Source organism: Bordetella sp. (assembly GCF_057362025.1).
Genome location: NZ_JBMQQZ010000061.1, coordinates 1 through 24,795, shown reverse-complemented (window position 1 = coordinate 24,795; position 24,795 = coordinate 1). Strand labels below are relative to the sequence as shown.

The following is a 24,795-nucleotide window of genomic DNA, read 5'->3' as shown; positions in this document are numbered from 1 at the left end:
GAATCCGTTTCCATGCGGGCCCGCGCCCGCGTGGCCTTTCCCGCCTTTTCGTGGATCGCCGCCAAGCCCAGCCGCTTTATCGCGTTCGGACTGGGGTCCGGCCTGATCCGGCCGGCATCCGGCACCTGGGGCACCGTGCTGGCGTGGCTGATATGGCTGCCTGCCGCGCGCTGGCTCGGCGACGCGGCCCTGGGCCTGTTAATTGCTTTGGCCCTGGTATATGGGTGCTGGGCTTGTCATCGCGCGGGCCAGGAGCTGGGCCAGCCGGACCATGTCGGCATGGTGTGGGACGAGATGGCCGCCTTCTGGCTGGTCCTGTGGCTGGTGCCGGGCGGATGGTTGCCGCAGGCTTGCGCCTTCATCCTGTTCCGGACATTCGACATCGTGAAGCCTCCGCCCATTCGCTATTTTGATGCGCGCATGAAGAACGGTATCGGTGTGATGTGGGACGATCTGCTGGCGGCGGGTTATGCGCTGCTGGTCATGGCAATCGCGGTGCGCATGGGAGCTTTTCAATGACGACGTTTGACAGCCACATAATCAGCCTGGCCGGCGCGCTGGGCAAGGAATTGCAGCGCCGCAATTGGATGATGGGTACGGCGGAATCATGCACCGGCGGCTTGCTGGCGGGCGCGGTCACCGCCATCGCGGGTTCCAGCACCTGGTTCGATCGGGGCTTCGTGACCTACAGCAACGAGGCCAAGGTGGTGGATCTGCAGGTTTCGCCGGACACGCTGAATCTGTACGGCGCCGTCAGCGAACCCGTCGCGCAGGAAATGGCCAACGGCGTATTGCTGGAATCGCGCGTTTCGCATGTGGCGGTCTCCACCACCGGCATCGCCGGACCGGAAGGCGGCACCCCCGGCAAACCGGTGGGCATGGTGTGCTTCGGGTTCGCCGTGCGCGCGGGCAGCGGCATCACCACCCGCGCCGCGACTCATGTATTCACCGGGGACCGCGCGCAGGTACGCGAGCAGGCAGTCGCTTTTGCCCTGCTGACCTTGCTGGAAACGATAGGCGCGAAAACCGCGCAATCCGATCCGACGCTGGTCTGACCGGGCTGGCCGCGCCCGCGCGTTGCGAACGCGCAGGCCGGCGCTAGCGCACCGCGTTGATCGCGTCGCGCAGGTCTTTCGCCGCCTCGGCTGCGGCTTGTCGCCAATCCTTGCCGCTCGACGCATAAAGAATGGCGCGCGACGAGCTGATCAGCATGCCGGTACCGCGCGCATTGCGCGCGTTTGCCACCGTGGCCGTCACGTCGCCGCCCTGGGCGCCGATGCCGGGAATCAGCAGCGGTACGCTATCCCCCACGCGGTTGCGCACGGCCGCGAGTTCGGCGGGATACGTGGCGCCGACCACCAGGCCGCACTGCCCCTGGCTGTTCCATTTGTCCGCGACCAGCCCCGCGACGTGCAGGTAAAGCGGTTCGCCGGATTCCGTCCGCACGAACTGCAGGTCCGAACCGCCGGGGTTGGAGGTGCGGCACAGGATGAACACGCCGCGATCGGTCCAGCGCAGATAGGGCTCGATCGAATCCAGGCCCATGTAGGGGCTGACCGTGACGCAATCCGCCTTGTAGCGTTCGAAGGCCTCGCGGGCGTACTGTTCGGCGGTGGAGCCGATGTCGCCGCGCTTGGCATCCAGGATGATCGTGCGGTCGGGATGCTGGGTGCGGATGTGCTCGCACAGGGCTTCCAGCTGGTCTTCTGCGCGGGCGGCCGCGAAATACGCGATCTGCGGTTTGAAGCTGCAGGCGTAGGGCGCGGTGGCATCGACGATGTCGCGGCAGAAGCGGAAGATCGCATCCGGCTGGCCATCCAGTTCATGGGGCAGCCGTTTGACGTCCGGGTCCAGGCCCACGGTCAGCAGCGAACCGGAGACGTCCCAGGCGGCGTCGAGTTTTTCTTTGAAATTCATCGTCAGTGGAGTTTTACGCGGGGCCGCGTGCGCCGCAGCAGCACGCGTCCCAGGGCCAGGCTGACCGTGCGCCAGATGCCCAGCAGGGCGCGATGGTGCATCAGATGCAGGCTCATGTACATGAAGCGTGCCAGTGTACCGCTTACGAACAGCCCGCGGCCCGCCAGCTTGCCCATCAGGCTGCCCACGCCCGCGCCCTGGCCCAGCGACACCAGGGATCCGTAGTCCTTGTAGACATAGCCGGCGGCGGGTTCGGGCTGGCGCTGGATGCGCGCTCCGATCTTGCGCGCCAGATAAGAGGCCTGCTGGTGCGCTGCCTGCGCGCGCGCGGGCACGGTACCGTGGCCGGGCCACGGCGCCGCGGCGCAATCGCCCAGGGCCAGGATCAGCGGATCCGGGGTCTCCAGCCGTTCGTTGACTTCCAGCTGCCCGATGCGGTTCACCGGCAGGCCCAATTCGCCCAGGAAAGCCGGGCCCTGGATGCCCGCGGCCCACAGGCAGATATGGGCGTCGTACACGGTACCGTCGTCGGTCCTGACGCCATACGGCATGACTTCGGCGACGCGGCGGCCGGTCTGAACCTTGATCCCCAGTTCCGCCAGCCTGGCATGGGCCGCGCGCGCCAGCCGTTCCGGCAGCGGCGACAGAATGCGCGGCGCGCCCTCGATCAGGGTCACGCTCAGGTCGCGGTCCGGACGGAAGCTGGGCAGTCCATAGGCGCTGACGACATGGCCGGCCTCGAGCAGTTCCACTGCAAGCTCGACGCCGGTGGCGCCGCCGCCGACGATGACGATGTTCAGCCGCGCGGTTGCATCGTGCACCTTGGCCTGGTCCACCTGGATCATGGCCTTGAGCAGCGTCAGCCGGAACTGTTCCGCGTTATCGGTGGTGTCCAGCGTGATCGCGTATTGCGCCGCGCCAGGCGTGCCATAGAAATTGGCGATGCTGCCGACGGCCAGCACCAGCGTGTCGTAGGGAAGCGCGCGTTCCGGCAGCACCGGTTCGCCGGCCGGGTCCACCACGCACTGCACATTGGCGGTGCGATGCGCGCGATCGATCTCGTGCACACGTCCCAGCACGAAGGAAAATCCGCTCAGGTGCGCCAGCATCAGGTAGGACAGGCCTTCCTGGTGGATATCCAGCGTACCGGCCGCTGCTTCATGCAGCGAGGGTTTCCAGATGTGGAAGGGGCGTTCGTCGACCAGGGTGACGTGGCCCGGCCCGTAGGCGCGGCCCAGCCGGGCCGCGAGTTCAAGACCGCCGGCACCGCCCCCCACGATGACGACGCGGTGGGGATGATTGGGCGAGGTGGGCGGCGGCATGCCGCGCAGTATAGCGGCGCGCGCGCGGATTTACGCGCGATTTGCTGCGTTTCGGCGCGAATTTCGTCGGGGGCGCGGCGAACCGGCGGGAGGCCCGCCGGGCCTACAGCAGGAAGCGGCCGACCGCCACGGCGACCCACAGGGCGACGGTGAAGATCAGGCAAAGAAGTACGGCGGCGCTGCCCAGATCCTTCGCGCGGCCCAGCAAGGGATGCATTTCCACCGATAAGGCATCGGCCAGCGCCTCGATGGCGGAATTCAGCAGCTCAGTCACCAGCACCATGATCACCGACATGATCAGGATGAACACTTCCAGTACGGACCGGCCCAGCCAGAAAGCGGCCGGGATCAGCAGGATGGCCAGCACCAGTTCCTGGCGGAACGCCGCTTCGTAGCGGATGGCGGCCCGGAAGCCCTGCATCGAATAGCGCAGCGCGTTAAAAATGCGGCGCACGCCGCCGGTGCTTTTATAGGGCGAGTGCTGCGGTGTAGGCGTCATGGCGGATAGGATGGAGCAGCGGAAAAGAGGAGGATCCGGCGACACGGCGGCCGGGATGGGCCACGCCTCGAAAACGGACGGTAGCGCGTATGGGCCGTGGCGCGGCCCGCCGCAATGATAAGCAGAAACCCTAATTGTTTCACGGGGGCGTGGCGCGCAGTATGCGGTCAACTGGTAAGGCCACTTGACCGATCTATCGCATGCCCTTTCAAGCCATCGAACCGCGCCGCCTGTACCGCCAGATCGCCGACCAACTGCGCGCGTTGATCGAGCGGGGAGAGTTCCCCGTCGGCACGCGCCTGCCGCCGGAACGCGACCTTGCCTTGAAGATGGGCGTGTCCCGTCCTTCCGTGCGCGAGGCCCTGATCGCGCTGGAGGTCGAAGGCCTGGTCGAAGTGCGCATGGGTTCGGGCATTTACGTGCGGCCGCGCGGCGATGGCGCGGGCAGCGGCAGCGTCGTGGCCGAAAGCCCGCTGGATACCATCCTGGCGCGGCAATTGATCGAAGGCGAGTTGGCGGCGCAGGCCGCGCAGGTCATGAAGGGCGCGGATATCGACGGCTTGCGCGAGGCCCTGGATGTCATGCGCGAAGAGGCCGCATCGGGCAACATCCCGGCGCGCGGCGACCGCCTGTTCCACGTGCGCATCGCCGCGGCCGCGGAAAACTCGGTGCTGCTGCGCCTCGTGGGCGAGCTGTACGACGAACGTCACAACCCGCTGGCTGTGCAGCTGGGCAGCCATTTCGAAAACGCGGATAGCTGGGAAGCGGCCATCGCCGAGCATGAACGCGTGGTCGATGCCATCAAGGCGGGCGACGCCGGCGCGGCGCGTGCCGCCATGCGGGACCACATGGCCAGATCGCACGACCGCTTCACCGCGCATTGGTCGCCCGCCGATGCGGCGGCGACCGGCCGGCGCAGGCCCCCATCCAGGACGATGCACCGGACGACATAAGCGGACCGGCGCCAGGAGGAGACGATGATCGACAGCCCCATAACCGAACCGGACGGCGTATCGAAAAGCATGCCGTGCGGGGATGCGCCATGAGCCTGGCCTGCCGCATACATGGCGCCCGGGATCTGCGCCTGGAGCCCGACGACCCCACGCCGCTGGCGCCGCACGATGTCGAACTGCGCCTGGGCGCCGCCGGCATTTGCGGGTCGGATCTGCATTACTTCCTGCATGGGCGGGTCGGTGCCTTCGTCATCCGCGAGCCGTTGATTCCCGGCCATGAGGCCTCCGGCACCGTCACCCGCGTCGGCGACGCCGTCACGCGCGTGGCACCCGGGATGAAAGTGGCCATCAACCCCTCGCATCCCTGCGGGCGCTGCGACTATTGCCGCGCCGGCCGCGACAACCTGTGCAGCAATATGCGCTTCCTGGGCAGCGCCAGCGTGTATCCGCACGTGCAGGGCATGTTCCGCGAGCGCTTCGTCATGGGCGAGCGGCAGCTGACGCCCGTGCCGGAAGACATCTCGCTGGGCGAACTGGCCTGCGCCGAGCCGCTGTCCATCGGGCTGCACGGCGTGCGCCGCGCCGGCGAAATGATGGGCCGTACCGTCCTGGTCACCGGCGGCGGCACCATCGGGTGCATGACGGTGATTGCGGCCCGTCTGGCCGGCGCCACCCGCATCGTCGTCTGCGATATCGCCGACCGGCCGCTGGAAATGGCCCGCACGGTGGGCGCCGACGAAACCGTGCGCAGCGATGCGGTGGACGCGCGCGAGCTGGCGGACATCGCCGATATCTCCATCGAGGCCGCCGGCAGCCCGGCAGCGCTGGCGACCTGCCTGGCGGCCACGCGGCGCGGCGGCCGCATCGTCCAGGTCGGCACCTTGCCCGGCGACGGCCTGCATTTTCCCGCCAACAGCATCATGGCGCGCGAGCTGGATTACGTCGGCGCATTCCGCGCCGGCCCGGAGTTCGACTGGGCGGTCGCCTACCTGCGCGCGCGCAAGGTCGACGTCCGGCCCCTGATGAGCGCCCAATTGCCGCTGGACCAGGCCGTCGCGGCCTTCGAGCTGGCGGCCGACAAGACCCGCAGTACCAAGGTGCAACTCGTATGTGATTGACGTTCCATTGACCCGACAGGCGGCGCCGCAGAGCGCATCGATGTCCTGAAAAAAGAGAGAGGAGACACGACATGAAGCAAGGCCAGGCAGTCAGACTACTGTTCGCCGCCCTGGCGTTCGCCGTATCGGCGGGCGCGATGGCGCAGACCAAGCTCAAGTGGGCGCACGTCTACGAGACGTCGGAGCCTTTCCATACCGAATCGGTCTGGGCGGCCCAGGAAATCGAAAAGCGCACCAACGGCCGCTATCACATCGATGTCTATCCGGCGTCCCAGCTGGGCAAGGAAAACGACATCAACCAGGGCCTGACCCTGGGTACCGTGGACATCATCATCTCCGGCTCCAGCTTCGCGGCCAAGACCTTCCCGCGCATCGGCGTCACCTATTACCCCTATACCTTCCGCGACCCGCAGCACCTGCTGGCCTACACCAAGAGCGATATCTACAAGGAGCTGGTCGCCGGCTACGAGAAAAAAAGCGGCAACCATATCGTCGCCACCACCTACTACGGCACGCGGCAGACCACGTCCAACCGCCGTATCCAGAAGTGCTCCGACATGCAGGGCCTGAAGATGCGCGTGCCGGACGTGCCGGCCTACCTCGCGATGCCTCGCGCCTGCGGCGCCAATACGTCGCCGATCGCCTTCGCGGAAGTCTACCTGGCGCTGCAGAACGGCACGGTGGAAGCGCAGGAGAACCCGCTCACCACCATCGAGGCGAAGAAGTTCTACGAAGTCCAGAAGTACATCGCCCTGACCGCGCACATCGTCGATCACCTGAACACCATTATCTCGGGCCAGCTGTGGAAGAAGCTGTCGCCGGAGGACCGCAAGATCTTCTCGGAAGTCGCGCAGCAGGCCGCCGAGCGCGCGTCCCAGAAAATCATCGCCCGGGAAAAAGAGCTGGCCGATGAGTTCAGGAAAAAAGGGATAGAGGTCGACACCGTCGACGTCGCCGACTTCCGCAAAACGGTACTGGAGAAAGTGCCCTTCAAGCAGTACGGCTATGAAAAAGCCGACTGGGAAAAGATCCAGGCCGTGAAGTAACGGAGGACGCGCCCATGGCCACCGATGCACACGTTTCCCCTGTCCACGTATCGTCCGCGCAGACGACGCAGCACGCGTCGTCCGTCGAGTCCATCGTTTCCAGTTTCGAGGAAGCGGATCACCAGCAGGCCGACCTGTCCGGCCATACCTTCGAGGACTGGCTCTGCCTGGGCCTGTTCTGGGTCATGGCCCTGCTGGTGTTCCTGCAGTTCTTCACGCGCTACGTGCTGAACGATTCCTTCGCATGGACCGAGGAACTGGCCACGTACGCCTTGATCGGGGTCGTGTTCATCGGCTCGGCGATGTGCGTGCGCACCTGCCGGCACATCCAGGTGGACCTGCTGTACCGGTACCTGCCCCGCGTGCCGGGGCGGGTGCTGTCCACGCTGATCGACGTGGCGCGCACCGTGTTCTTCACCTATGTCTCGTGGCTGGTGTGGCGCTACATAGAACTCGTCGGCGACGAGCCGATGACCACCATCGAATGGAACAAGTCCTATGTCTACTGGCTTGCGCTGTTCGGCTTCGTGCTGATGGCCGCGCGATCGGCGCAGGTCACCGTGGTGAACTGGCGCCAAGGCTATTCCAATCTGGAACGGCCGGAAGCCTATGACACGCTCGACTGACACGGAAGAAACGACAAGGGGCTGGGCATGTGGATATTGATCTGTACCTTCCTGTTGATGATGATCATCGGCGTTCCCGTGGCGGTTTCCATGGCGGGCGCATCGCTGCTTTATCTTTTGGTGTCGGGCGACGTTCCCGACGTCGTCGTGGCGCAGCGCATGATCGCCGGGGTGGAGTCTTTCCCCCTGCTGGCGGTGCCTTTCTTCATCCTGGCCGGCAACCTGATGAACATCGCCGGCATCACGGGCCGCATTTATAACTTCGCGGTGGCGCTGGTCGGCTGGATGCGCGGCGGCCTGGGGCACGTGAATATCATCGGGTCCGTGGTTTTCGCCGGTATGTCGGGCACGGCCATCGCGGACGCCGCGGGCCTGGGCACCATCGAAATCAAGGCGATGAAGGACCATGGCTACAAGACGGAATTCGCGGTGGGCGTGACCGCGGCGTCGGCCACGCTGGGCCCGATCATCCCGCCGTCGCTGCCGTTCGTGATCTACGGCATGATGGCCAACGTATCGATCGGGTCGCTGTTCCTCGCGGGCATCATACCGGGCGCCGTGCTGACGATCATGATGATGGTTACCGTCGGCTACTTCGCCCGCAAGAACGGCTGGGGCAACGACGTCCGATTCGACCTGCGCCGCCTCGGTACGGCCACGCTGGAAGTGTTGATCGTCCTGGCCTTTCCGTTCTCCATCTGGGCGATGACGCGGGCGGGCATCTCGACGAACTGGGCCGCGATCATCGCCTTCGCGGTGCTGCTGATCCTGGACTGGCGCTTCAATTTTTCCGCCGTCATGGCGTTGATGGCGCCGGTCATCCTGATCGGCGGCATGACGCTGGGCTGGTTCACGCCCACCGAAGCGGCGGTCGCCGCCGTCGTTTGGGCCCTGTTCCTGGGGCTGGTGCGCTATCGCAGCATGACCTTGCGCCTGCTGGCCAAGGCCACGTTCGAGACCATCGAAACCACGGCGTCCGTGCTGTTCATCGTGACGGCGGCGTCGGTATTCGCCTGGCTGCTGACGACCACGCAGGCAGCGCAGGCGCTGACCGACGCCATCCTCAGCCTGACGCACAACAAGTGGGTCTTCCTGATGCTGGCGAACGTGCTGATCCTGGTGGTGGGTTGCTTCATCGACACCATCGCGGCCATCACGATCCTGGTGCCCATCCTGCTGCCGATCGTGCTGAAGCTGGGCATCGATCCGATTCACTTCGGCCTGATCATGACCTTGAACCTGATGATCGGCCTGCTGCACCCGCCGTTGGGCATGGTGCTGTTCGTCCTGGCGCGCGTCGCGCGGCTGTCGGTGGAGCGCACCACCATGGCGATCCTGCCATGGCTGGTGCCGCTGTTCCTGGCGCTGATCGCGATTACCTACGTGCCGGAAATAACGTTGTGGTTGCCGCATGCTTTGGGCATGGGGAATTGATAGACATCGGAGGCAGTAGCAAAATGGGTCAGCGATTGGCGGGTAAGTCGGCGTTCGTGACGGCGGCGGGGCAGGGCATAGGCAGGGCGACGGCGGAAGCCTTCCTGCGCGAAGGCGCGCGCGTGATCGCCGCCGACATCAATCCCACGGGACTGAGCGCGCTGGCGGAGTTGCCCAATTGCACTGTCCTGGAGCTTGACGTGACCGACGCGCAGGCGGTCAAGCGGGCGGTGGCCGACGCCGGCAGCGTCGACATCCTGTTCAACGGAGCGGGCTATGTCCATGCCGGCGGCATTCTCGACGCCACGGACGACGACCTGACCTTCGCCGTCGAGCTGAATGTGCGCGCGATGATGCGCCTGATCCAGGGCTTCCTGCCCGGCATGCTGGCCAAGGGCGGCGGCTCCATCATCAACATGGCCTCGGTGGCGGGCAGCATCAAGGCCGTCCCCAACCGCTTCATCTACAGCACCACCAAGGCCGCCGTGGTCGGCATGACGAAATCCGTCGCCCTGGATTTCGTCGGCAAGGGCATCCGCTGCAACGCCATCTGTCCCGGTACGGTAGAGTCCCCGTCGCTGCGCGAGCGCATCGCCGCGCAGGCGCGCCAGAACGGCCAGTCGCCGCAGGACGTCGAAGCATCGTTCGTCGCGCGCCAGCCCATGGGCCGCCTGGGCCGCGCCGAGGAAATCGCCGCGCTGGCCGTCTACCTGGCCAGCGACGAGTCCGCGTTTACGACGGGCACGACACAGGTGATCGACGGTGGATGGTCGAATTGATAGAGCCCACCCCCGAAGCGCTACGCGCTTCCCCCTCAAGGGGGCGACGCTGGAGGACCGGCGAGGCCGGATCATCGGCGTCCCCGTTTTGGGGCATCTGTTTTTTGCGGGATGGTGTGGTGGATAGTCCCATCCCGAAGCGCTGCGCGCTTCCGCCTCAAGGGGGCAATGCTGGATGGGTGGCGGAGCCGGATCGTCGGCGTCCTCGCTTGCGGGCACCTGTTTTTTTCGGGGCGGCGTTGGCTGATGGGCGGCTTGGCGTGTCGCGGGTGGGTTAGATTGCTGGAACGTTGAATTCATGTACGAGGAAATACGATGAAGCTGATGCGATACGGGGCCAAGGGCGCCGAGAAACCTGCCATGCTGGACCGCGACGGGAAGGTTCGCGATTTGTCCGGCGTGGTGTCGGATATCACCGCGGATTTGCTGACGCCGCAGGGGCTGGCGCCGCTGGCCAAGGTCGATCCGTCCAGTTTGCCGGTGGTGGCCGAGCCGGGGCGTATCGCGCCGCCGTGGCGCGGCATGGGCAAGTTCGTCTGCATCGGGCTGAACTACGCCGACCACGCGGCGGAATCGGGCCTGCCGATTCCGGCGGAACCGGTCGTCTTCATGAAGCCGACCAGCTGCGTCGTCGGCTGCAACGACCCGGTCGTCCTGCCCCAGGGCTCCGTCAAAACCGACTGGGAAGTCGAGCTGGGCGTGGTCATCGGCGCGCGGGCCCGCTACGTCAGCGAAGGGGACGCGCTCAAGCATGTGGCCGGCTACTGCATCGTCAACGATGTCTCGGAGCGCGAATACCAGATCGAACGCGGCGGCACCTGGGACAAGGGCAAGGGCTGCGACACCTTCGGGCCGGTCGGCCCCTGGCTGGTGACCGCCGACGAGATCGCCGACCCGCACAGCCTGGGCATGTGGCTGGACGTCAATGGCAAGCGCATGCAGACCGGCAATACCCGCACGATGATCTTCAATGTCGCGCAGGTGGTCAGCTATGTCAGCCGCTTCATGACGCTGTATCCGGGCGATCTCATCACCACCGGCACGCCGCCCGGTGTCGGCCTGGGCATGAAGCCGCCCGTGTACCTGAAGGACGGCGATACGATGCGCCTGGGCATCGACGGCCTGGGTGAACAGCGGCAACCCGTCCATGCCTGGAATCCGGAGCTGATCGACGGCTAGCGGCGACAGGTCCTGGCCGCCGCGCGCCCGGCCGCCAGGCCTTGACCTGCGTCCGCATGGCGCGCCCCTCCGCGCGGAAGGGGCCGCATCGAGAGGAGACTAGACCTTGAACGCCATCGATAACCCGGTCATACGCATCCACGCGGCCGACAACGTCGTGATTGCGCGGCGCCAGCTGCTGGGCGGCACCCGCCTGCCGGCCGAAGGCGTGACGGTCGTCGGCCTGGTGCCGCCGGGCCACAAGATCGCCGTGCGCGATATCCCCGCCGGTTCTCCGGTGCGCCGCTACAACCAGATCATCGGCATCGCCCGCAACGACATCGCCGCCGGGCAGCACGTCCATACCCACAACCTGGAATTCAGCGAGTTCCAGCGCGACTACGCCGTCGGCCGCGATGCCCATGCCACGCCGTATGTCGATACGCCCGCCACGTTCGAGGGCATCGTCCGGGCCGATGGCCGCGTGGCGACGCGCAACTACATCGGCGTGCTGACTTCCGTGAACTGTTCGGCCACCGTGGCGCGCGCCATCGCCGATCACTTCCGCCGCGATATCAATCCGGGTGCCCTGGCCGATTACCCCAATGTCGACGGCGTGGTCGCGCTGACCCACGGTGCCGGCTGCGCCACCAGTAGCGAGGGCGAGCCCTTGAAGGTCCTGCGCCGCACGCTGGGCGGCTATGCGCGCCATCCCAATTTCGGCGGCCTGATGATGGTGGGCCTGGGCTGCGAAACCAACCAGATCGGCGGGCTGATGGAGCAGGAAGGACTGCACGAAAGCCGCCAGTTGCAGACCTTCAACATCCAGGACACCGGCGGCACGCGCAAGACCGTTGCCCGGGGCATTGAACTGGTGGAATGGATGCTGGAAGAGGCCAACCGGGTCCGGCGCACGCCGGTTCCCGCCAGCCACATTACGGTGGGCCTGCAATGCGGGGGCTCCGACGGTTATTCCGGCATCAGCGCCAACCCGGCGCTGGGCGCCGCCGTCGACCTGCTCGTGCGGCATGGCGGCACGGCCATCCTGTCCGAAACGCCCGAGATCTATGGCGGCGAACACCTGCTTACCCGCCGCGCGGTATCGCCCGCCGTGGCGGACAAGCTGCTGGCGCGCCTGCGCTGGTGGGAAGACTACTGCCGCCGCAACGATGCCGAGATGGACAACAACCCGTCGGCGGGCAACAAGGCCGGCGGCCTGACGACCATCCTGGAAAAGTCGCTGGGCGCCATCGCCAAGAGCGGAACCACCAACCTGGTCGACGTCTATGAATACGCCGAGCCCGTTACCGCGCGGGGCCTGGTCTTCATGGATACGCCGGGCTACGACCCGGTGTCGGCGACCGGGCAGGTGGCCGGCGGTGCCAACCTGATCTGTTTCACCACCGGCCGGGGCTCGGCCTACGGCTGCGCACCCGCACCATCGCTGAAGCTGTCCACCAACACGGCCTTGTGGGAACGCCAGGAAGACGACGTCGACATCGATTGCGGTGCCATCGTGGAAGGCCGCGCCACCGTGGAGGAAATGGGGGAACGGATATTCAGGCTGATGCTGGCCACCGCCTCCGGCCGCGTCACCAAGAGCGAGGCGCATGGCTACGGGCAGAACGAATTCGTCCCGTGGCAACTGGGCGCGGTGATGTAGCGCCGGGCAAGGCCCGTCCTTCGCGCGCGCCCGGGGGAAGGGCCGCGCGCGCCATACCTGGAATCCGTTTCATGAAAATCACATCCGCCCGCGTCATCGTTTGCAGCCCCGGCCGCAATTTCGTGACGCTGAAGATCGAAACCGATGCGGGGCTGGCCGGCATCGGCGATGCCACCCTGAACGGCCGCGAATTGTCCGTCGCCAGCTACCTGACCGATCACGTCATTCCCTGCCTGATCGGGCGCGATGCCCACCAGATCGAAGACATCTGGCAGTTCCTCTACCGTGGCGCCTACTGGCGCAAGGGCCCCGTCACCATGACGGCCATCGCCGCGGTCGACACCGCGCTGTGGGACATCAAGGCCAAGGCCGCCAACCTGCCCCTGTACCAGCTGCTGGGCGGCAAGAGCCGCGAGGGCGTGATGGTCTATGGCCATGCCAACGGCCGCGACATCGAAGAAACCGCCGACGAAGTGCTGCGCTATCGCGACATGGGTTACCGGGCCATCCGTGCCCAGAGTGGGGTGCCCGGCCTGCAATCGGTCTACGGCGTGGGCCGCGGCCGCATGTTCTACGAGCCCGCGGATGCCTCGCTGCCCTCGGAGCACGACTGGTCCACGGAAAAATACCTGGACCACACGCCCAGGCTGTTCGAGAGGATCCGCGATGCCGTCGGTTGGGACGTGCACCTGCTGCACGACGTTCACCATCGCCTGACGCCGATCGAAGCGGCGCGGCTGGGCAAATCCCTGGAGCCCTATCGGCTGTTCTGGATCGAAGACCCGACGCCGGCCGAGAACCAGGAGGCCTTCCGCCTGATCCGCCAGCATACCGTCACGCCGCTGGCCGTCGGCGAGATCTTCAACACGGTGTGGGATTGCAAGGACCTGATCCAGAACCAGTTGATCGACTATATCCGGGCCACGGTGGTGCACGCCGGCGGCATCACGCATCTGCGGCGCATCGCCGACCTGGCGGCGCTGTACCAGGTGCGTACCGGCTGCCACGGCGCCACGGATCTGTCGCCGGTCTGCATGGGGGCGGCGCTGCACTTCGATATCGCGATACCGAACTTCGGCGTGCAGGAATACATGCGCCACACCGAAGAAACGGATGCCGTGTTCCCGCACGCCTATCGATTCGAGGATGGCATGATGGTGCCCGGCGACGTCCCGGGGCACGGGGTGGAAATCGACGAGGCGCTGGCGGGCAAGTACCCCTACCAGCGCGCCTATCTGCCGGTGAACCGGCTTGCCCACGACGGAACACTATGGAACTGGTAGGACGCCCCATGCGCCACTGCGATGCCGACGCGCTTACCGAATGGGGCACGGCCTGCCTGCGCGCGCACGACGTGACCGATGACGATGCGCGGCTGGTCGCGCGCGGCCTGGTGCAGACCAGCCTGTGGGGCATCGATTCCCACGGCATCGCGCGCCTGCCGCATTACCTGAACCGCCTGGCGCACGGGTCCATCCTGGCGCGCCCGGCCATTATCGTCAGCCGCAGCGGGCCGGCGACCGGCCAGGTGCAGGGCGGGCAGGGGCTGGGCATTGTCGTGTCGTACCGGGCCAATCGCCTGGCCATGGAGATCGCGGCGGAATGCGGCGTGGGTGCGGTAGGCGTATCCGACTCCTCCCATTGCGGCGCCATCGGGCTGTACACGCGCGAGGCCGCGCGTGCCGGCATGATAGGCATCGGCTTCACGCATTCCGATTCGATCGCCGCGCCGTTCGGCGGCCACGTGCCTTTCCTCGGCACGAATCCCATCTCCATCGCCTTTCCGCGCGCCGGGGGCGAACCCGTCTGCCTGGACATGGCCACGACCTCCATTCCCTGGAATCGCGTCATGAACGCGCGCCGCGAGGCCATGGAGCTGCCCGAAGGCGTGGCGCTGGACGAGCAGGGCCTGGACGCCCGCGATCCCCACGCCGCGCGCGCCCTGCGTCCCCTGGGCGGGCCGTCGTACGGGCATAAGGGCTACGCCCTGGCGCTGATGATCGAATTGCTGTGCGGTCCCTTGAATGGAAATCCGCACGGTCCGCATATTTCGCCGATGTATGACAAGCTGGAGTTGCCGCGCCGCCTGGGCGCCTTCTTCATCGTCATCGATCCCGCGCGCTTTCCCGGCGGCGCGACGCTCGCCGCCACGATCGAGCACATGGCGCGCGAACTGGCCGAACAGCCCGGCCAGCCGCGCATGCCGGGCGATCCTGAACTGGACGCCGCCGCGCGCCGCGCGGCGCACGGCATCCCGATCGAACCGGGGTTGTGGAGCGAGATGAGCGCCTGGAGCGAGCGCCTGCGCGTGCCCCTGCCGGCGGCGCGGGATACGCGGTAGGGTCCGGCCCGCCTGGCAGGGTCGTATCGCTACGTCCTGCACGGGCAGGCGCGGGCGCCGGATATGGGCATCGCCACCTGGCCCGTTCGCGACGGGCGGGGCACGGCAATGCGGGCGGACTAGTTGCGTTGGCGCGGCAGGACCAACAGCGCGCGGCGCAACTGGTCGATCTGCGCCGCCGTTTCGCGCATGACCCAATCCGGTCCCTGCATGGCCGGGGGCAGGACAGCGACCGGCACCGCCTGTTCCACGGCATGGCCCGCCGTCCCGCCATCGGCGGGATCGTCCGCGCCAGCGCGGGTGGCCGGTGCGCCAGCCACGCCGGGGGTCCTCCGGACGGGAGCCGTATCCAGCCCCGACGTATCTCCGGCCCGCAGCGCCCGCGCGATGGCCAGCAATCCCATACGCATGTCCTGCCCGATATCGCCGCGGAATGCGCGTGCCAGGGCCAATTGCACTTCGCGCGGCTCCTGCAGCCGCGCGCTGGATATCACCTCCAGCGAGGCCATGATGGCCCGTTGATGATGCTGGATCTCCTCCATCCGCGCCGACGACAGCCGCATTTCCTTGGCGGCCGATGGCATCAGGCCGCGCAGCGCGATCGAGCGCTTGCCCAGGTCGGCAAATACGGCGCTGCGGGCTTCGGGCGTCAGCGGTTTGTCGGTTTGCAGCCGGCGGATCACGCGCTGCATGCGGCGCAGGTTCAACGCCAGCTCATAGCGCCATGCGTAGCTGCCGTTCAGCGGCAGCGCGAACGAAAAGACCAGTGCGACGGCGATACCGATACACACCTGCAGGGTTCGCCACAAGCCCATGGTCATGGAATCGTCGCCCTCGCCCGCGACGATCATCATCGTGATGGCGGTCAACAGGGCGATATAGCCGCCGCGTCCGATCGCATAGTAGGCGCACAGGCCGGCGATCAACGACATGGCGCCGATGGTCGCCGCCGGCGATCTGCCGTACTGGTCCAGCAGGATCAGCAGCAGGCCGGCCGCGGCGCCCAGCAGGGTACCCATCCCGCGCTCCATCGCCTTTCTGCGGATGTTGCCCTGATGCTGGATGCCGCCGATGACCGTCAACAGTGAAACACTGGCCCATATGCTGTGCGGCAGGTCCAGGCCGCGCGACAGTACCAGCGTCGCCAGCAGTGCCAGCGCCACCCGCATGCCGTGCAGCGCGCGGGCGTGGCGGTAGCGCTGGTAAGGCGAGCCCAGGGTGCGCACGGCCTGGACCATGCGGCGCAGCGGGTCCAGCAAGTGGAAAAAGGCATAAGAAAGCATCGAACGGCGCGGCGCGGCGGCGGGCGGTTCCGTATCCATCTATCGGTGGCTCCAGCGGGAGGTGCGCCCAGGCTAGGGCGCGGGCTGTGCGGTTTCTTCCTCGCGGCTCATGTATAGCGCGTATTGGCGCGTGAAGACCGCGCCGAAGAAGAAAATCTGCGCCGAATAGTAGATCCACAACAGCAAGGCCACCACCGAGCCGGCCGCGCCGTAGGCCGAGGCCACCGCGCCACGCCCCAGGTACAGGCCGATCCCCCATTTCCCCAACAGGAACAGCGCCGCCGTGACGATCGCGCCTGGCACGACGTGCTTCCAGGGGATCACCGCATTGGGCAGCAGCTTGTAGATGACCGCGAACAGTGCGGCGACCACCGCGAAGGAAAACACGCCGGACAGCACCTCGGCGACCATCGCGAACGCGGAGTTGGTCCACAGTTCGCCGTAGTAGTCGTGCGCCGCGCTCAGGGCGGCATTCACGGTCAGCGATATCAGCAGGAACAGGGCCAGCACCAGCACCAGGCCGAAAGACAGCAGGCGGCTGCGCACCATGCCGTGTACGCCGCTGCGCCCCTGGCCCCGCACTTCCCATAGCTCGTCCAGGCTTTGCTTCAACTCCGCGAAGGCGGTGGTGGCGCTGAATATGAGCACGCCGATGGAGATGACCGTCGCGACCAGGCCGCTGCCCGATTCGTGCGCGCTGGCCAGGACGATCTGGATCACTTCCGCGCCGCGATCGCCCATCAGGTCGCGCAGTTGGCCGACCAGTTCGGACCGCACGGCCTGTTCGCCGAAGAACGCGCCGGCCACCGCGATCACCAGGATCAGCATGGGCGCCAACGAAAAAATCGTGTAAAGCGCCAGGGCCGCGCCCTTGCTCGACGCGCGGTGCTCCGACCACTGCTGGCCGGATGCGACGATCAGGCGTACCAGCACCGAAGGCGTGGTCCGTAGACGCGATAGATAGGACATAAGCGAACTCGCCATCTTCAACGTTGAAAAACCCTGGTGCCGGCCGCGCATGCCTCGCGTGGGCCGAAGACCAGCAATCGTTGTTCCCGCGTGCCGCCCGGATCGGGCGCCCGACGGGCACCCCGACCTTACCAGTTGCGCCGTGGCGGCGCCAATGGCGGCCCGCGCTCCGCCGCGCTAGGGGATTACCCGTCTTGTCGGCAGCCACCGGTGTTCATAATATTGGCGCCAATTTAGGCAGCATGTCGTGCGGCACGCGCCGCGCCGCACGACGCTTCTTTTCCATCGAGCGCTCCATGCCCCAAGACTCTTCCGCCGCCGACAGCGCCAGCCTGGCGCGGGCCCTGTACGACCTCGGCCCCGGCATCATCTACGCGTCGCGCAGCGACCCCCGGTTTTCCTACTGCACCTACGTCCCGCCGCACATCGCGCAGGCGCGGCGGCCCATGCAATTGGTCGTCATCGTGCACGGCACGGGCCGCGCTTTTGTCGAGTACCGCGATGCCTTCGCGGAATTCGCCCGCTGGAACGATTGCGTGGTCCTGTGCCCGCTGTTCCCGGCCGGCGTGCTGGGCGACGGCAACCGCGACGGCTTCAAGCATTTGCGCGAAGGCGATATCCGCTACGACGACGTGCTTTTGGATATGGTGGACGAAGTCGCCGGCAAGTTCGGCTGCGATTTCAGCCGCTTCATGCTGTTCGGCTATTCGGGCGGCGGACAGTTCGTCAATCGTTTCGCGGTGCTGCATCCCGAACGGCTGCGCGCCGTGTCCATCGGCGCGCCCGGCTCCGTCACGCTGCTGGACGCGGACAAGGACTGGTGGGTGGGCACGCGCGATATGGCGGCGCGCTTCGGCAAGTCCCTGGATCTGGACGCACTGCGGCGCGTCGCGGTGCATATGGTGGTCGGCAAGGCCGACCTGGAAACCTGGGAAATCACCCACCAGCCGGGCGGCAAGTACTACATGCCCGGCTGCAACGACGCCGGCCGCACGCGCCCCGAGCGCCTGGCTACCTTGCGGCGATCCTTCGAGGCCGCCGGCGTGGCCGTAGAGATGGATGTGGTGGACAACGTCCCGCACGATGGCCTGAAAGTCGTCGGCATCGTGCAGGACTTCTTCGCCAAGGTGCTGCGGCAGGACCGCGGCGAGTCTTAAGCGGACGATGCCGGTACGATGAACCCGCGCCAAGCAGCCCGGTCCCCGCGCGGGCCGGCGTTAACCGGCCCCCGTGGCCTAGGACGAAAGCCATGCTGCGTTTCGCGCTGACCCGCATCGTCATGACGCTGCCCACGCTGCTGATCGTCGCGGTCGCGGTGTTCGTCATGATCCGGCTGATCCCCGGGGACCCCGCGCAACTGATGCTGGGCGACCTGGCCGATCCCGCCAGCCTGGCGGACCTGCGTGCGCGCCTGGGGCTGGACCAGACCTGGCCCGTGCAGTTCGGCATCTGGTTCCGCAATATGCTGCATGGCGACCTGGGCGTGTCCATCACCACCGGCCAACAGGTGCTGGGCCTGGTATGGGATCGCTTCCTGGTCAGCGCCCAGGTAGTCCTGGCGGCCGTCCTCCTGGCCAGCGTCGTGGCGGGGCCTGCCGGCATGATCGCCGCCTGGAAGCAGAACGCCTTGCCCGACGTGATGCTGGTCGGCGGCGCGACGCTGCTGGTGTCCATCCCCACGTTCTGGGGCGGTCTGCTGCTCCTGCTGTTCTTCGGGGTCAAGCTGCAATGGCTGCCGGTCGTCGGCTACGTGTCGGTCGCCAGCGACTGGCGCGCCGGCCTGCTGTACCTGGCCATGCCGGTGCTTACGCTGTTCCTGCACGAGATCGGCGTCATCATGCGCATGGCGCGCGCCAGTACGCTGGAAGTCCTGCGCCTGGACTACATCACCCATGCGCGCGCCAAGGGTCTGTCCGAACGCACGGTTTTGATGCGCCATGCCTTCAAGAACGCTTTCGGCCCCACCTGGACCCTGATCGGCCTGGTGCTGGGCAATCTGCTGGGCGGCATCGCGGTGGTGGAGACCGTCTTCACCATACCGGGCCTGGGCCGGCTGCTGGTGGATTCCATCTTCGGGCGCGACTACCCGGTGATCCAGGGCTGCCTGCTGTTCGTGGCCGTCATCTACGTGGTCGTCAACCTCGTCGTCGACCTGTGCTATCCCATCTTCGATCCCAGGGTGACCGTCGAATGAAGAAACGCATGGCAGCCAATGCGCTGGTAGGCGGCGTCCTGGTCGGCGCGATCGTCGTCGCCGCCATCGTCGGCGTCGCATGGACGCCCCACGATCCGCTCAAAATCAACTTCGTCGCGCGCCTGCGCGCGCCCGGCGGCGCCTTTCTCCTGGGCACCGACGAATTCGGCCGCGACGAGCTATCGCGGCTGATGGCCGGCGCGTCGGCCAGCGTGTGGATCAGCCTGCTGACGGTCACTTTCGCGCTGTTCGCGGGCACTTGCGTAGGCGTGCTGACCGGCTTCGTGCGCGGCTGGACGGACCGCATCGTCATGGCGTTCAACAATGCGCTGCTCGCTTTCCCCGGCCTGCTGCTGGCGCTGGGCCTGCTGGCCGTGGTGGGCGCCAACAAGTACGGCATCATCCTGGCGCTCGGCCTGGCCTATACGCCCTCGGTGGCGCGCATCGTGCGCGGCACCGTATTGTCGCTGCGCGAAAAGGAATTCATCGAAGCGTCGCGCGTGCTGGGGAACTCCGAGCTCTACACCATGGGCCGCCATGTGCTGCCCAACTGCGTGGCGCCCCTGACGGTATTGGCCACGTCGATGTTCGGCTGGGTGGTGCTGGCCGAAAGCGCGTTGTCCTTCCTGGGCCTGGGCGTTCCGCCGCCCGCGCCGACCTGGGGAAATATGCTGTCGGCGGCGCGGCCCTTCCTGTCCCAGGCGCCTTACCTTTCCATCCTGCCGGGCCTGTGCATCGCGCTGACGCTGCTGGGCATCAACCTGCTCGGCGATGCCGTTCGCGACCGCCTCGATCCCCGCATGCGAGGCATGCAATGAGCGGCGCGGCGCAATCCCTGGTCAGCGTGCAAGGCCTGACCCTGGCTGTCGGGCATGGCGGGCGCGAGATCGTACGCGACGTCTCCTTCGACATCGCCCCTGGCGAGATGGTCGGTATCGTCGGCGAATCGGGCAGCGGCAAAACGCAAGCGGCGCGCGCCATCCTGGGCCTGACCCCGCCGCCGCTGGTCCGCGTCGGCGGCCGCATCCTGGTCGAAGGCACGGATATCACGCGCGCCACACCGGCGGTGCTGCGGCGCCTGCGTGGGGCTCGCATCGGCATGGTGTTCCAGGAACCCATGACCTCGCTCAATCCTTCCATGACGATAGGGCGCCAGCTGGAAGAGGGCCTGGCATTGCATCGGCGCGACCTGGGCGCGGGCGAGCGTCGCAAGCGCATCCTGGATATGCTTGCGCGCGTGGGGCTGCGCGATCCCGAAGGCGCGCTCGCCGCCTGGCCGCACGAGTTCTCCGGCGGGATGCGCCAACGCATGATGCTGGCCTCCGTGATGCTGCTGGCGCCGGCGCTGCTGGTGGCCGACGAGCCCACCACTGCGCTGGATGCGGTGGTGCAGCGCGACGTGCTGGAACTGATGGTGGGACTGACCCGCGAGCACGGCACCGCGGTGCTCATGATCAGCCACGATCTGCCCATGGTCGCGCGCTATACGGAACGCGTCATCGTCATGTCGCAGGGCGAGGTCGTCGAAAGCGGCTCGACCGCGGATCTGCTGGCCCGGCCGCGACACCCCTACACCCGCAAGCTGCTGCAGGCGATGCCGCGCCGCATGCCGGCACGCCTGCCCGCGCGCGAGGCGCCCGTCGTCGAAGTACGCCAACTGGTGGTCGATTACGCCGGCCGCAGGCGTATGTTCTCACGCACGGCCAGCAAGCGTGCCCTGCACGGTATCTCGCTGGCCGTGCATCCGCGCGAGGTCGTCGCCGTGGTCGGCGGCTCGGGCTCGGGCAAGACCACCTTGGGCCGCGCCATCGCCGGCCTGGTTACGCCGGCCGAAGGGCAGATCCTCTTCCGCGGCCAGCCCATCGCGCGCACCCACGCCGCCTGGAACGACTACCGTCTGAATTGCCAAATGGTGTTCCAGGATCCTTATTCGTCGCTGGACCCGCGCATGACGGTGGCCCAGCTGGTGGGCGAGGCGCTACGGCTGGTACCTGGCCTGGCCGCCGCCGACAAGGGGCGCCGGGTGCGCGAAGTGCTGGACGAAGTGGGCTTGTCCGCCGAGCACGGGGCCCGCTATCCGCACGAGCTTTCCGGTGGACAGCGCCAGCGTGTCGCCATCGCCCGCGCCGTCGTGCGCCGCCCGTCCTTCGTGATCGCGGACGAACCCGTATCGGCCCTGGACGTCACGGTGCGGGCGCAGATCCTCGATCTGTTCGCCGAACTGCAGCGCAAGCACGGCTTCAGCTGCCTGTTCATCAGCCATGATCTGGGCGTGGTCGAACAGGTGGCCGACCGGGTGATCGTCATGCAGGACGGCAACATCGTGGAGCAGGGCACGCGCGACCAGATTTTCGACGCCCCGCGCGAGAATTACACGCGGCGGCTGTTGGCCGCGATCCCCATGCTGGTGTCGACCGAAAGCGGCGGGGTGCGCCTGAAATGGCGCTTCGCCGAAACGCCTGAGGCCACCGCGGCGGCGTGATTGTCCGTAAAATCTGCCTGACCCAATTACGGAATCTCATCATGCCAAAGACGGCAGCTTCCACCGGCCCGACGTCATTGGCCGATCAACTTGCCCGCGACATCCAGTCCGGCGTGTTCGGCACGGGGGCGTGGCTCAAGCAGATCGATCTGCAGGAACGCTACGGCGCCAAGCGGCTGGACGTGCGCCGCGCGCTGGATCATCTGACCCAGAAGCGCGTCATCGAGCATGTGCCCAATCGCGGCTACCACGTCCACGCCATCGATGAAGCGCGCCAGAACCACATCCGCGACATCCGCGCCTTGCTGGAAGTCGGTGCCGCGGCCGACCTGATGCCCCAGGTCACCGATGCCAAGGTCGCGCAGCTGCGCGCCATGGCCGAACGCTTCGAGCAACTGGTGCTGACCGGCACGCTGCTGCAGCAGTACGAGGTCAACCTGCAGTTCCACGAGGCGCTGTACGACATGTGCGCTAACCGCGAGCTGGTGGCGCTGATCCAGGATATGCGCAGCCGCGCGGTCGCGGCGCCCGCCACGCAGTGGATGACGCGCGCCCGCATCGAAAAATCGGTGCGCGAACACTTCGATATCGTCGCCGCCGTACAGGCGCGCGACGTCAAGCGCCTGCAGAAAATCATTCGCGAGCATGTGATGCAAACCATGCCCTGACTCGGGAAAGTCCGGGTTACGCGGGCGGGGCGCACTCCGCATAATGCCCAAATTTGGCGCCAATATTGTCTAAATTTAAGGCGTCCCCAAAGGAGTCTTCCGTGAAGCCCATTCCGCCTCTGCGCGCCGCCCTGGCGGCCGCCTTCCTTGCCGCCGCGGGCGCGGCCCATGCCTCGTCCTACGTTATCTCCGAGCCGGCGGATATCCGCTCCACCAACCCGGGGGTCAATCGCGACGACACGACCGACGGCGTGGTCCTGAACATGGTGGAAGGCCTGGTGGGGTACCGCGCCAATGGAGCGGTGGGACCGCTGCTGGCCAAGTCCGTCGACATTTCGCCGGACGGGCTTACCTACACCTTCACCCTGCGCGACGGCGTCAAGTTCCACAATGGCGAACCGATGACATCGGCCGACGTGATGTGGAGCTGGAAGCGCTACATGGATCCGTCCACGGACTGGCGCTGCCGCACGGAATTCGACGGCCGCAACGGCCTGAAGGTGGAAGAGGTGTCTGCGCCCGACGCGAAGACGTTCGTGATGAAGCTCAATCACAAGTCCGCCGTGTTCCTCGATACGCTCGCGCGCACCGATTGCGGCATGACGGCCATCCTGAACAAGGCCTCCGTCAAGGCCGACGGCAGTTGGGACAAACCGGTCGGCACCGGCCCCTTCATGCTGGGTGAGTGGAAGCGCGGCGAGTACATCGTGCTGAAGGCGTTCAAGGATTATGTATCCCCACCGGGAGACAAGCCGGACGGCTATCTGGGCAGCAAGAAGCCCCTGGTGGACGAAGTCAAGTTCCTGGTCGTTCCGGATGCATCCACCGTCAAGGCAGGCCTGATGTCCGGCGCAATCGACGCCGGCCAGATACCCTATACCGACGTGCCGGAGCTGAAGTCGCAAAAGCAGATCCATATCCAGGTCGCTTCGGACTCCGCCAAGCACACGCTGCTGTTCCAGACGCGCGATCCGCTGCTGAAGAACGTCAAGCTGCGCCAGGCGATCGCGGCGTCGCTGGATATCCCGCAGATCGTGCAGGCGGCCACGGAGGGCCTGGGCACGCCCAATGCCTCGGCGGTTTCGCGGGATTCGTCGTTTTACGACAAGGTGCAGGCGCAGGCCTATCACTACGATCCGGCGCTGGCGCAGAAGCTGCTGAAGGAAGCAGGGTACAAGGGCGAGAAAATCGTCATCTACGCGAACAAGCGCGCCCACGTGCCGAGCTACCAGGTGGCGGTGATGGCGCAAGCGATGATGCAGGCGGTCGGGATCAATGCGCAGATCGAGGTTCTGGAATGGGCGACGCAGCTGGATCGCTACAACAAGGGCAATTACCAGATCAGTTCGTTCAGCTATTCCTCGCGCCTGGATCCGGCCTTGAGTTACGAGCAGTTTTCCGGGAACAAGGATAAGCAGCCGCGGAAGGTGTGGGACGATCCGCAGGCGCAGGCGTTGATCGACGAAAGTTTCTCGGAACTCGATCCGGCGAAGCGTCAGGCGATATTCGACAAACTGCATACGTTGATGCTGGCGCAGGCGCCTTTGATTCTGTTGTCCAACGGTAATCAGCCCTGGGGGGTTAGCCAGCGTTTGAAGGGCTTTACCGTGTGGGAAGGGAAGCCGCTTGCCTGGGGGGCTTCCGTGGGGGAATAGGCGCTTGCTGCGGCTGGGGCTTGCTGAAGGGGTTCGTTGACGGTTGCTGTTGGCGGTGTCTTGCCGGTCTGGTCCGTTGGTGGTCGCTGTCCGTGGGTATTTTGCTTGTGCCGTCCGTCGGGGGTGGTGCCTGTCGGGGCCAGCCCGATCGTCCGTCCCGGCGCGCGGGCGCCGGGCACCGCTGCGCTGATCTCGTCCGGCGGGCGTTGGCTTGTGGTGTTCTTGGTGATGGCGTCCGCGCCACGCCTCCCTTCGATTCCGCTCGCTCGTCCTCAACGGGCTGACCCCGACAGGCACCACCCCCGCCGGACTCCGGTTTGCCTTAATCGCGGTCGTTGCGACGGGGTGGGTTCTTGCGCTTCGTTGGTGGTGGTTGCTGCCGTTGGATGATTTTGCGGCGCACGTCGATCGCCGGCCGCCCAGCGCGGCCAGCGATCGCCTACACAGTACGGTATGCCGCGGATGCTTTCGTGCGACGGTCTTGCATCCGGAGTGGGTGCCGTTGCATGCGCGCATCCGCATGTGCCGTGGGCAAGATGGCGATCGAGCCGAGAGGGTCAACGATACGTGGCATGATGAACGCGTTGCCATCCTCACCGCCATTCGCATGCAGCCCGTCGCATTCAACTACGGCGTAGGCGCAGCGGGGCCGCGCTGGGCGGCCTCGATGCGACGTGCAATGCAAAAT

The 24,795-nt window shown here is 66.5% G+C and carries 23 protein-coding genes; 18 read left to right on the top strand and 5 right to left on the bottom strand.

The features are described from left to right. The first annotated feature begins 12 nt into the window (after positions 1–12). Complete coding sequence (locus ACO1P8_RS11910; RefSeq protein ID WP_486296108.1) at positions 13–519, top strand: phosphatidylglycerophosphatase A family protein; 507 nt, start codon at positions 13–15, stop codon at positions 517–519. Beyond that, positions 516–1,055: a CinA family protein gene (locus ACO1P8_RS11905; RefSeq protein WP_486296093.1), complete on the top strand. Its 540-nt coding sequence runs from the start codon at positions 516–518 to the stop codon at positions 1,053–1,055. Before ACO1P8_RS11910 ends, ACO1P8_RS11905 begins: the two co-directional genes overlap by 4 nt. Before the next feature lie 43 nt (positions 1,056–1,098). On the opposite strand, the gene pyrF is transcribed toward ACO1P8_RS11905, so the two are convergent. The 3 genes from pyrF to ACO1P8_RS11890 all read right to left on the bottom strand — a co-directional run bounded on the left by pyrF (position 1,099) and on the right by ACO1P8_RS11890 (position 3,738). Next, positions 1,099–1,917 (bottom strand): orotidine-5'-phosphate decarboxylase, encoded by an 819-nt coding sequence (gene pyrF / locus ACO1P8_RS11900; RefSeq protein WP_486296092.1) that lies wholly within the window; start codon positions 1,915–1,917, stop codon positions 1,099–1,101. Positions 1,918–1,919: 2 nt separating this feature from the next. Further along, positions 1,920–3,239: an NAD(P)/FAD-dependent oxidoreductase gene (locus ACO1P8_RS11895; RefSeq protein WP_486296091.1), complete on the bottom strand. Its 1,320-nt coding sequence runs from the start codon at positions 3,237–3,239 to the stop codon at positions 1,920–1,922. Positions 3,240–3,342: 103 nt separating this feature from the next. Next, positions 3,343–3,738: a diacylglycerol kinase gene (locus ACO1P8_RS11890; protein ID WP_486296090.1), complete on the bottom strand. Its 396-nt coding sequence runs from the start codon at positions 3,736–3,738 to the stop codon at positions 3,343–3,345. A gap of 200 nt (positions 3,739–3,938) precedes the next feature. On the opposite strand from ACO1P8_RS11890, the gene ACO1P8_RS11885 reads away from it, so the two are divergent. The 10 genes from ACO1P8_RS11885 to ACO1P8_RS11840 all read left to right on the top strand — a co-directional run bounded on the left by ACO1P8_RS11885 (position 3,939) and on the right by ACO1P8_RS11840 (position 14,856). Then, positions 3,939–4,691: a FadR/GntR family transcriptional regulator gene (locus tag ACO1P8_RS11885; protein WP_486296089.1), complete on the top strand. Its 753-nt coding sequence runs from the start codon at positions 3,939–3,941 to the stop codon at positions 4,689–4,691. Positions 4,692–4,780: 89 nt separating this feature from the next. Then, a complete protein-coding gene (locus ACO1P8_RS11880) occupies positions 4,781–5,809 on the top strand; it encodes an L-idonate 5-dehydrogenase (protein ID WP_486296088.1) in 1,029 nt (342 codons plus the stop codon). 71 nt (positions 5,810–5,880) lie between these two features. Beyond that, positions 5,881–6,855 (top strand): sialic acid TRAP transporter substrate-binding protein SiaP, encoded by a 975-nt coding sequence (locus tag ACO1P8_RS11875; protein ID WP_486296087.1) that lies wholly within the window; start codon positions 5,881–5,883, stop codon positions 6,853–6,855. A 14-nt stretch (positions 6,856–6,869) separates the two neighbouring features. After that, positions 6,870–7,481, top strand: a complete 612-nt coding sequence (locus ACO1P8_RS11870; RefSeq protein WP_486296086.1) for a TRAP transporter small permease — start codon at positions 6,870–6,872, stop codon at positions 7,479–7,481. A gap of 27 nt (positions 7,482–7,508) precedes the next feature. Further along, positions 7,509–8,915: a TRAP transporter large permease gene (locus ACO1P8_RS11865; protein ID WP_486296085.1), complete on the top strand. Its 1,407-nt coding sequence runs from the start codon at positions 7,509–7,511 to the stop codon at positions 8,913–8,915. A gap of 23 nt (positions 8,916–8,938) precedes the next feature. Continuing rightward, entirely contained in the window at positions 8,939–9,694 is a 756-nt protein-coding gene (locus ACO1P8_RS11860) for an SDR family oxidoreductase (RefSeq protein WP_094839883.1), read from the top strand. Between the two features lie 315 nt (positions 9,695–10,009). Further along, positions 10,010–10,873, top strand: coding sequence for a fumarylacetoacetate hydrolase family protein (locus ACO1P8_RS11855; RefSeq protein ID WP_486296084.1), 864 nt, complete (start codon positions 10,010–10,012; stop codon positions 10,871–10,873). A 106-nt stretch (positions 10,874–10,979) separates the two neighbouring features. Beyond that, positions 10,980–12,515: a UxaA family hydrolase gene (locus tag ACO1P8_RS11850; protein WP_486296083.1), complete on the top strand. Its 1,536-nt coding sequence runs from the start codon at positions 10,980–10,982 to the stop codon at positions 12,513–12,515. Between the two features lie 71 nt (positions 12,516–12,586). Continuing rightward, the gene (manD, locus tag ACO1P8_RS11845) at positions 12,587–13,798 is read left to right on the top strand and encodes a D-mannonate dehydratase ManD (protein WP_486296082.1); all 1,212 of its coding nucleotides are present in this window, start codon (positions 12,587–12,589) and stop codon (positions 13,796–13,798) included. Then, positions 13,786–14,856: an Ldh family oxidoreductase gene (locus ACO1P8_RS11840; RefSeq protein ID WP_486296081.1), complete on the top strand. Its 1,071-nt coding sequence runs from the start codon at positions 13,786–13,788 to the stop codon at positions 14,854–14,856. The genes manD and ACO1P8_RS11840 overlap by 13 nt, the downstream gene beginning before the upstream one ends. 119 nt (positions 14,857–14,975) lie before the next feature. Here the strand turns inward: ACO1P8_RS11840 and ACO1P8_RS11835 are convergent, their stop codons facing one another. Beyond that, on the bottom strand, positions 14,976–16,178 hold the full coding sequence (locus ACO1P8_RS11835; RefSeq protein ID WP_486296080.1) for an FUSC family protein: 1,203 nt from the start codon (positions 16,176–16,178) through the stop codon (positions 14,976–14,978). Positions 16,179–16,211: 33 nt separating this feature from the next. After that, positions 16,212–17,108 (bottom strand): YihY/virulence factor BrkB family protein, encoded by an 897-nt coding sequence (locus ACO1P8_RS11830; protein ID WP_486296079.1) that lies wholly within the window; start codon positions 17,106–17,108, stop codon positions 16,212–16,214. 296 nt (positions 17,109–17,404) lie between these two features. Between ACO1P8_RS11830 and ACO1P8_RS11825 the strand changes: the two genes are divergently transcribed. From ACO1P8_RS11825 to ACO1P8_RS11800, 6 genes are all read left to right on the top strand, one after another. Next, the gene (locus tag ACO1P8_RS11825) at positions 17,405–18,265 is read left to right on the top strand and encodes an alpha/beta hydrolase (RefSeq protein WP_486296078.1); all 861 of its coding nucleotides are present in this window, start codon (positions 17,405–17,407) and stop codon (positions 18,263–18,265) included. Positions 18,266–18,357: 92 nt separating this feature from the next. Next, on the top strand, positions 18,358–19,302 hold the full coding sequence (locus ACO1P8_RS11820; RefSeq protein WP_486296077.1) for an ABC transporter permease: 945 nt from the start codon (positions 18,358–18,360) through the stop codon (positions 19,300–19,302). Next, entirely contained in the window at positions 19,299–20,120 is an 822-nt protein-coding gene (locus ACO1P8_RS11815; RefSeq protein WP_486296076.1) for an ABC transporter permease, read from the top strand. Before ACO1P8_RS11820 ends, ACO1P8_RS11815 begins: the two co-directional genes overlap by 4 nt. Then, on the top strand, positions 20,117–21,784 hold the full coding sequence (locus ACO1P8_RS11810; RefSeq protein ID WP_486296075.1) for an ABC transporter ATP-binding protein: 1,668 nt from the start codon (positions 20,117–20,119) through the stop codon (positions 21,782–21,784). The genes ACO1P8_RS11815 and ACO1P8_RS11810 overlap by 4 nt, the downstream gene beginning before the upstream one ends. Before the next feature lie 41 nt (positions 21,785–21,825). Then, positions 21,826–22,452: a GntR family transcriptional regulator gene (locus tag ACO1P8_RS11805; protein WP_094840593.1), complete on the top strand. Its 627-nt coding sequence runs from the start codon at positions 21,826–21,828 to the stop codon at positions 22,450–22,452. Positions 22,453–22,553: 101 nt separating this feature from the next. Then, complete coding sequence (locus tag ACO1P8_RS11800) at positions 22,554–24,107, top strand: ABC transporter substrate-binding protein (RefSeq protein WP_486296074.1); 1,554 nt, start codon at positions 22,554–22,556, stop codon at positions 24,105–24,107. Positions 24,108–24,795 lie beyond the last annotated feature (688 nt).

Excerpts from the sequence above, each read along its gene's own strand:
- ACO1P8_RS11815 (WP_486296076.1), top strand. The coding sequence starts at position 19,299 with ATGAAGAAACGCATGGCAGCCAATGCGCTGGTAGGCGGCGTCCTGGTC.
- ACO1P8_RS11805 (WP_094840593.1), top strand. The coding sequence starts at position 21,826 with ATGCCAAAGACGGCAGCTTCCACCGGCCCGACGTCATTGGCCGATCAA.
- ACO1P8_RS11890 (WP_486296090.1), bottom strand. The coding sequence starts at position 3,738 with ATGACGCCTACACCGCAGCACTCGCCCTATAAAAGCACCGGCGGCGTG.
- ACO1P8_RS11820 (WP_486296077.1), top strand. The coding sequence starts at position 18,358 with ATGCTGCGTTTCGCGCTGACCCGCATCGTCATGACGCTGCCCACGCTG.
- ACO1P8_RS11885 (WP_486296089.1), top strand. The coding sequence starts at position 3,939 with ATGCCCTTTCAAGCCATCGAACCGCGCCGCCTGTACCGCCAGATCGCC.
- ACO1P8_RS11880 (WP_486296088.1), top strand. The coding sequence starts at position 4,781 with ATGAGCCTGGCCTGCCGCATACATGGCGCCCGGGATCTGCGCCTGGAG.
- ACO1P8_RS11830 (WP_486296079.1), bottom strand. The coding sequence starts at position 17,108 with ATGTCCTATCTATCGCGTCTACGGACCACGCCTTCGGTGCTGGTACGC.
- ACO1P8_RS11860 (WP_094839883.1), top strand. The coding sequence starts at position 8,939 with ATGGGTCAGCGATTGGCGGGTAAGTCGGCGTTCGTGACGGCGGCGGGG.
- ACO1P8_RS11835 (WP_486296080.1), bottom strand. The coding sequence starts at position 16,178 with ATGGATACGGAACCGCCCGCCGCCGCGCCGCGCCGTTCGATGCTTTCT.
- ACO1P8_RS11865 (WP_486296085.1), top strand. The coding sequence starts at position 7,509 with ATGTGGATATTGATCTGTACCTTCCTGTTGATGATGATCATCGGCGTT.
- ACO1P8_RS11855 (WP_486296084.1), top strand. The coding sequence starts at position 10,010 with ATGAAGCTGATGCGATACGGGGCCAAGGGCGCCGAGAAACCTGCCATG.
- ACO1P8_RS11895 (WP_486296091.1), bottom strand. The coding sequence starts at position 3,239 with ATGCCGCCGCCCACCTCGCCCAATCATCCCCACCGCGTCGTCATCGTG.
- pyrF (WP_486296092.1), bottom strand. The coding sequence starts at position 1,917 with ATGAATTTCAAAGAAAAACTCGACGCCGCCTGGGACGTCTCCGGTTCG.
- ACO1P8_RS11905 (WP_486296093.1), top strand. The coding sequence starts at position 516 with ATGACGACGTTTGACAGCCACATAATCAGCCTGGCCGGCGCGCTGGGC.
- manD (WP_486296082.1), top strand. The coding sequence starts at position 12,587 with ATGAAAATCACATCCGCCCGCGTCATCGTTTGCAGCCCCGGCCGCAAT.
- ACO1P8_RS11870 (WP_486296086.1), top strand. The coding sequence starts at position 6,870 with ATGGCCACCGATGCACACGTTTCCCCTGTCCACGTATCGTCCGCGCAG.
- ACO1P8_RS11875 (WP_486296087.1), top strand. The coding sequence starts at position 5,881 with ATGAAGCAAGGCCAGGCAGTCAGACTACTGTTCGCCGCCCTGGCGTTC.
- ACO1P8_RS11910 (WP_486296108.1), top strand. The coding sequence starts at position 13 with ATGCGGGCCCGCGCCCGCGTGGCCTTTCCCGCCTTTTCGTGGATCGCC.
- ACO1P8_RS11810 (WP_486296075.1), top strand. The coding sequence starts at position 20,117 with ATGAGCGGCGCGGCGCAATCCCTGGTCAGCGTGCAAGGCCTGACCCTG.
- ACO1P8_RS11840 (WP_486296081.1), top strand. The coding sequence starts at position 13,786 with ATGGAACTGGTAGGACGCCCCATGCGCCACTGCGATGCCGACGCGCTT.
- ACO1P8_RS11825 (WP_486296078.1), top strand. The coding sequence starts at position 17,405 with ATGCCCCAAGACTCTTCCGCCGCCGACAGCGCCAGCCTGGCGCGGGCC.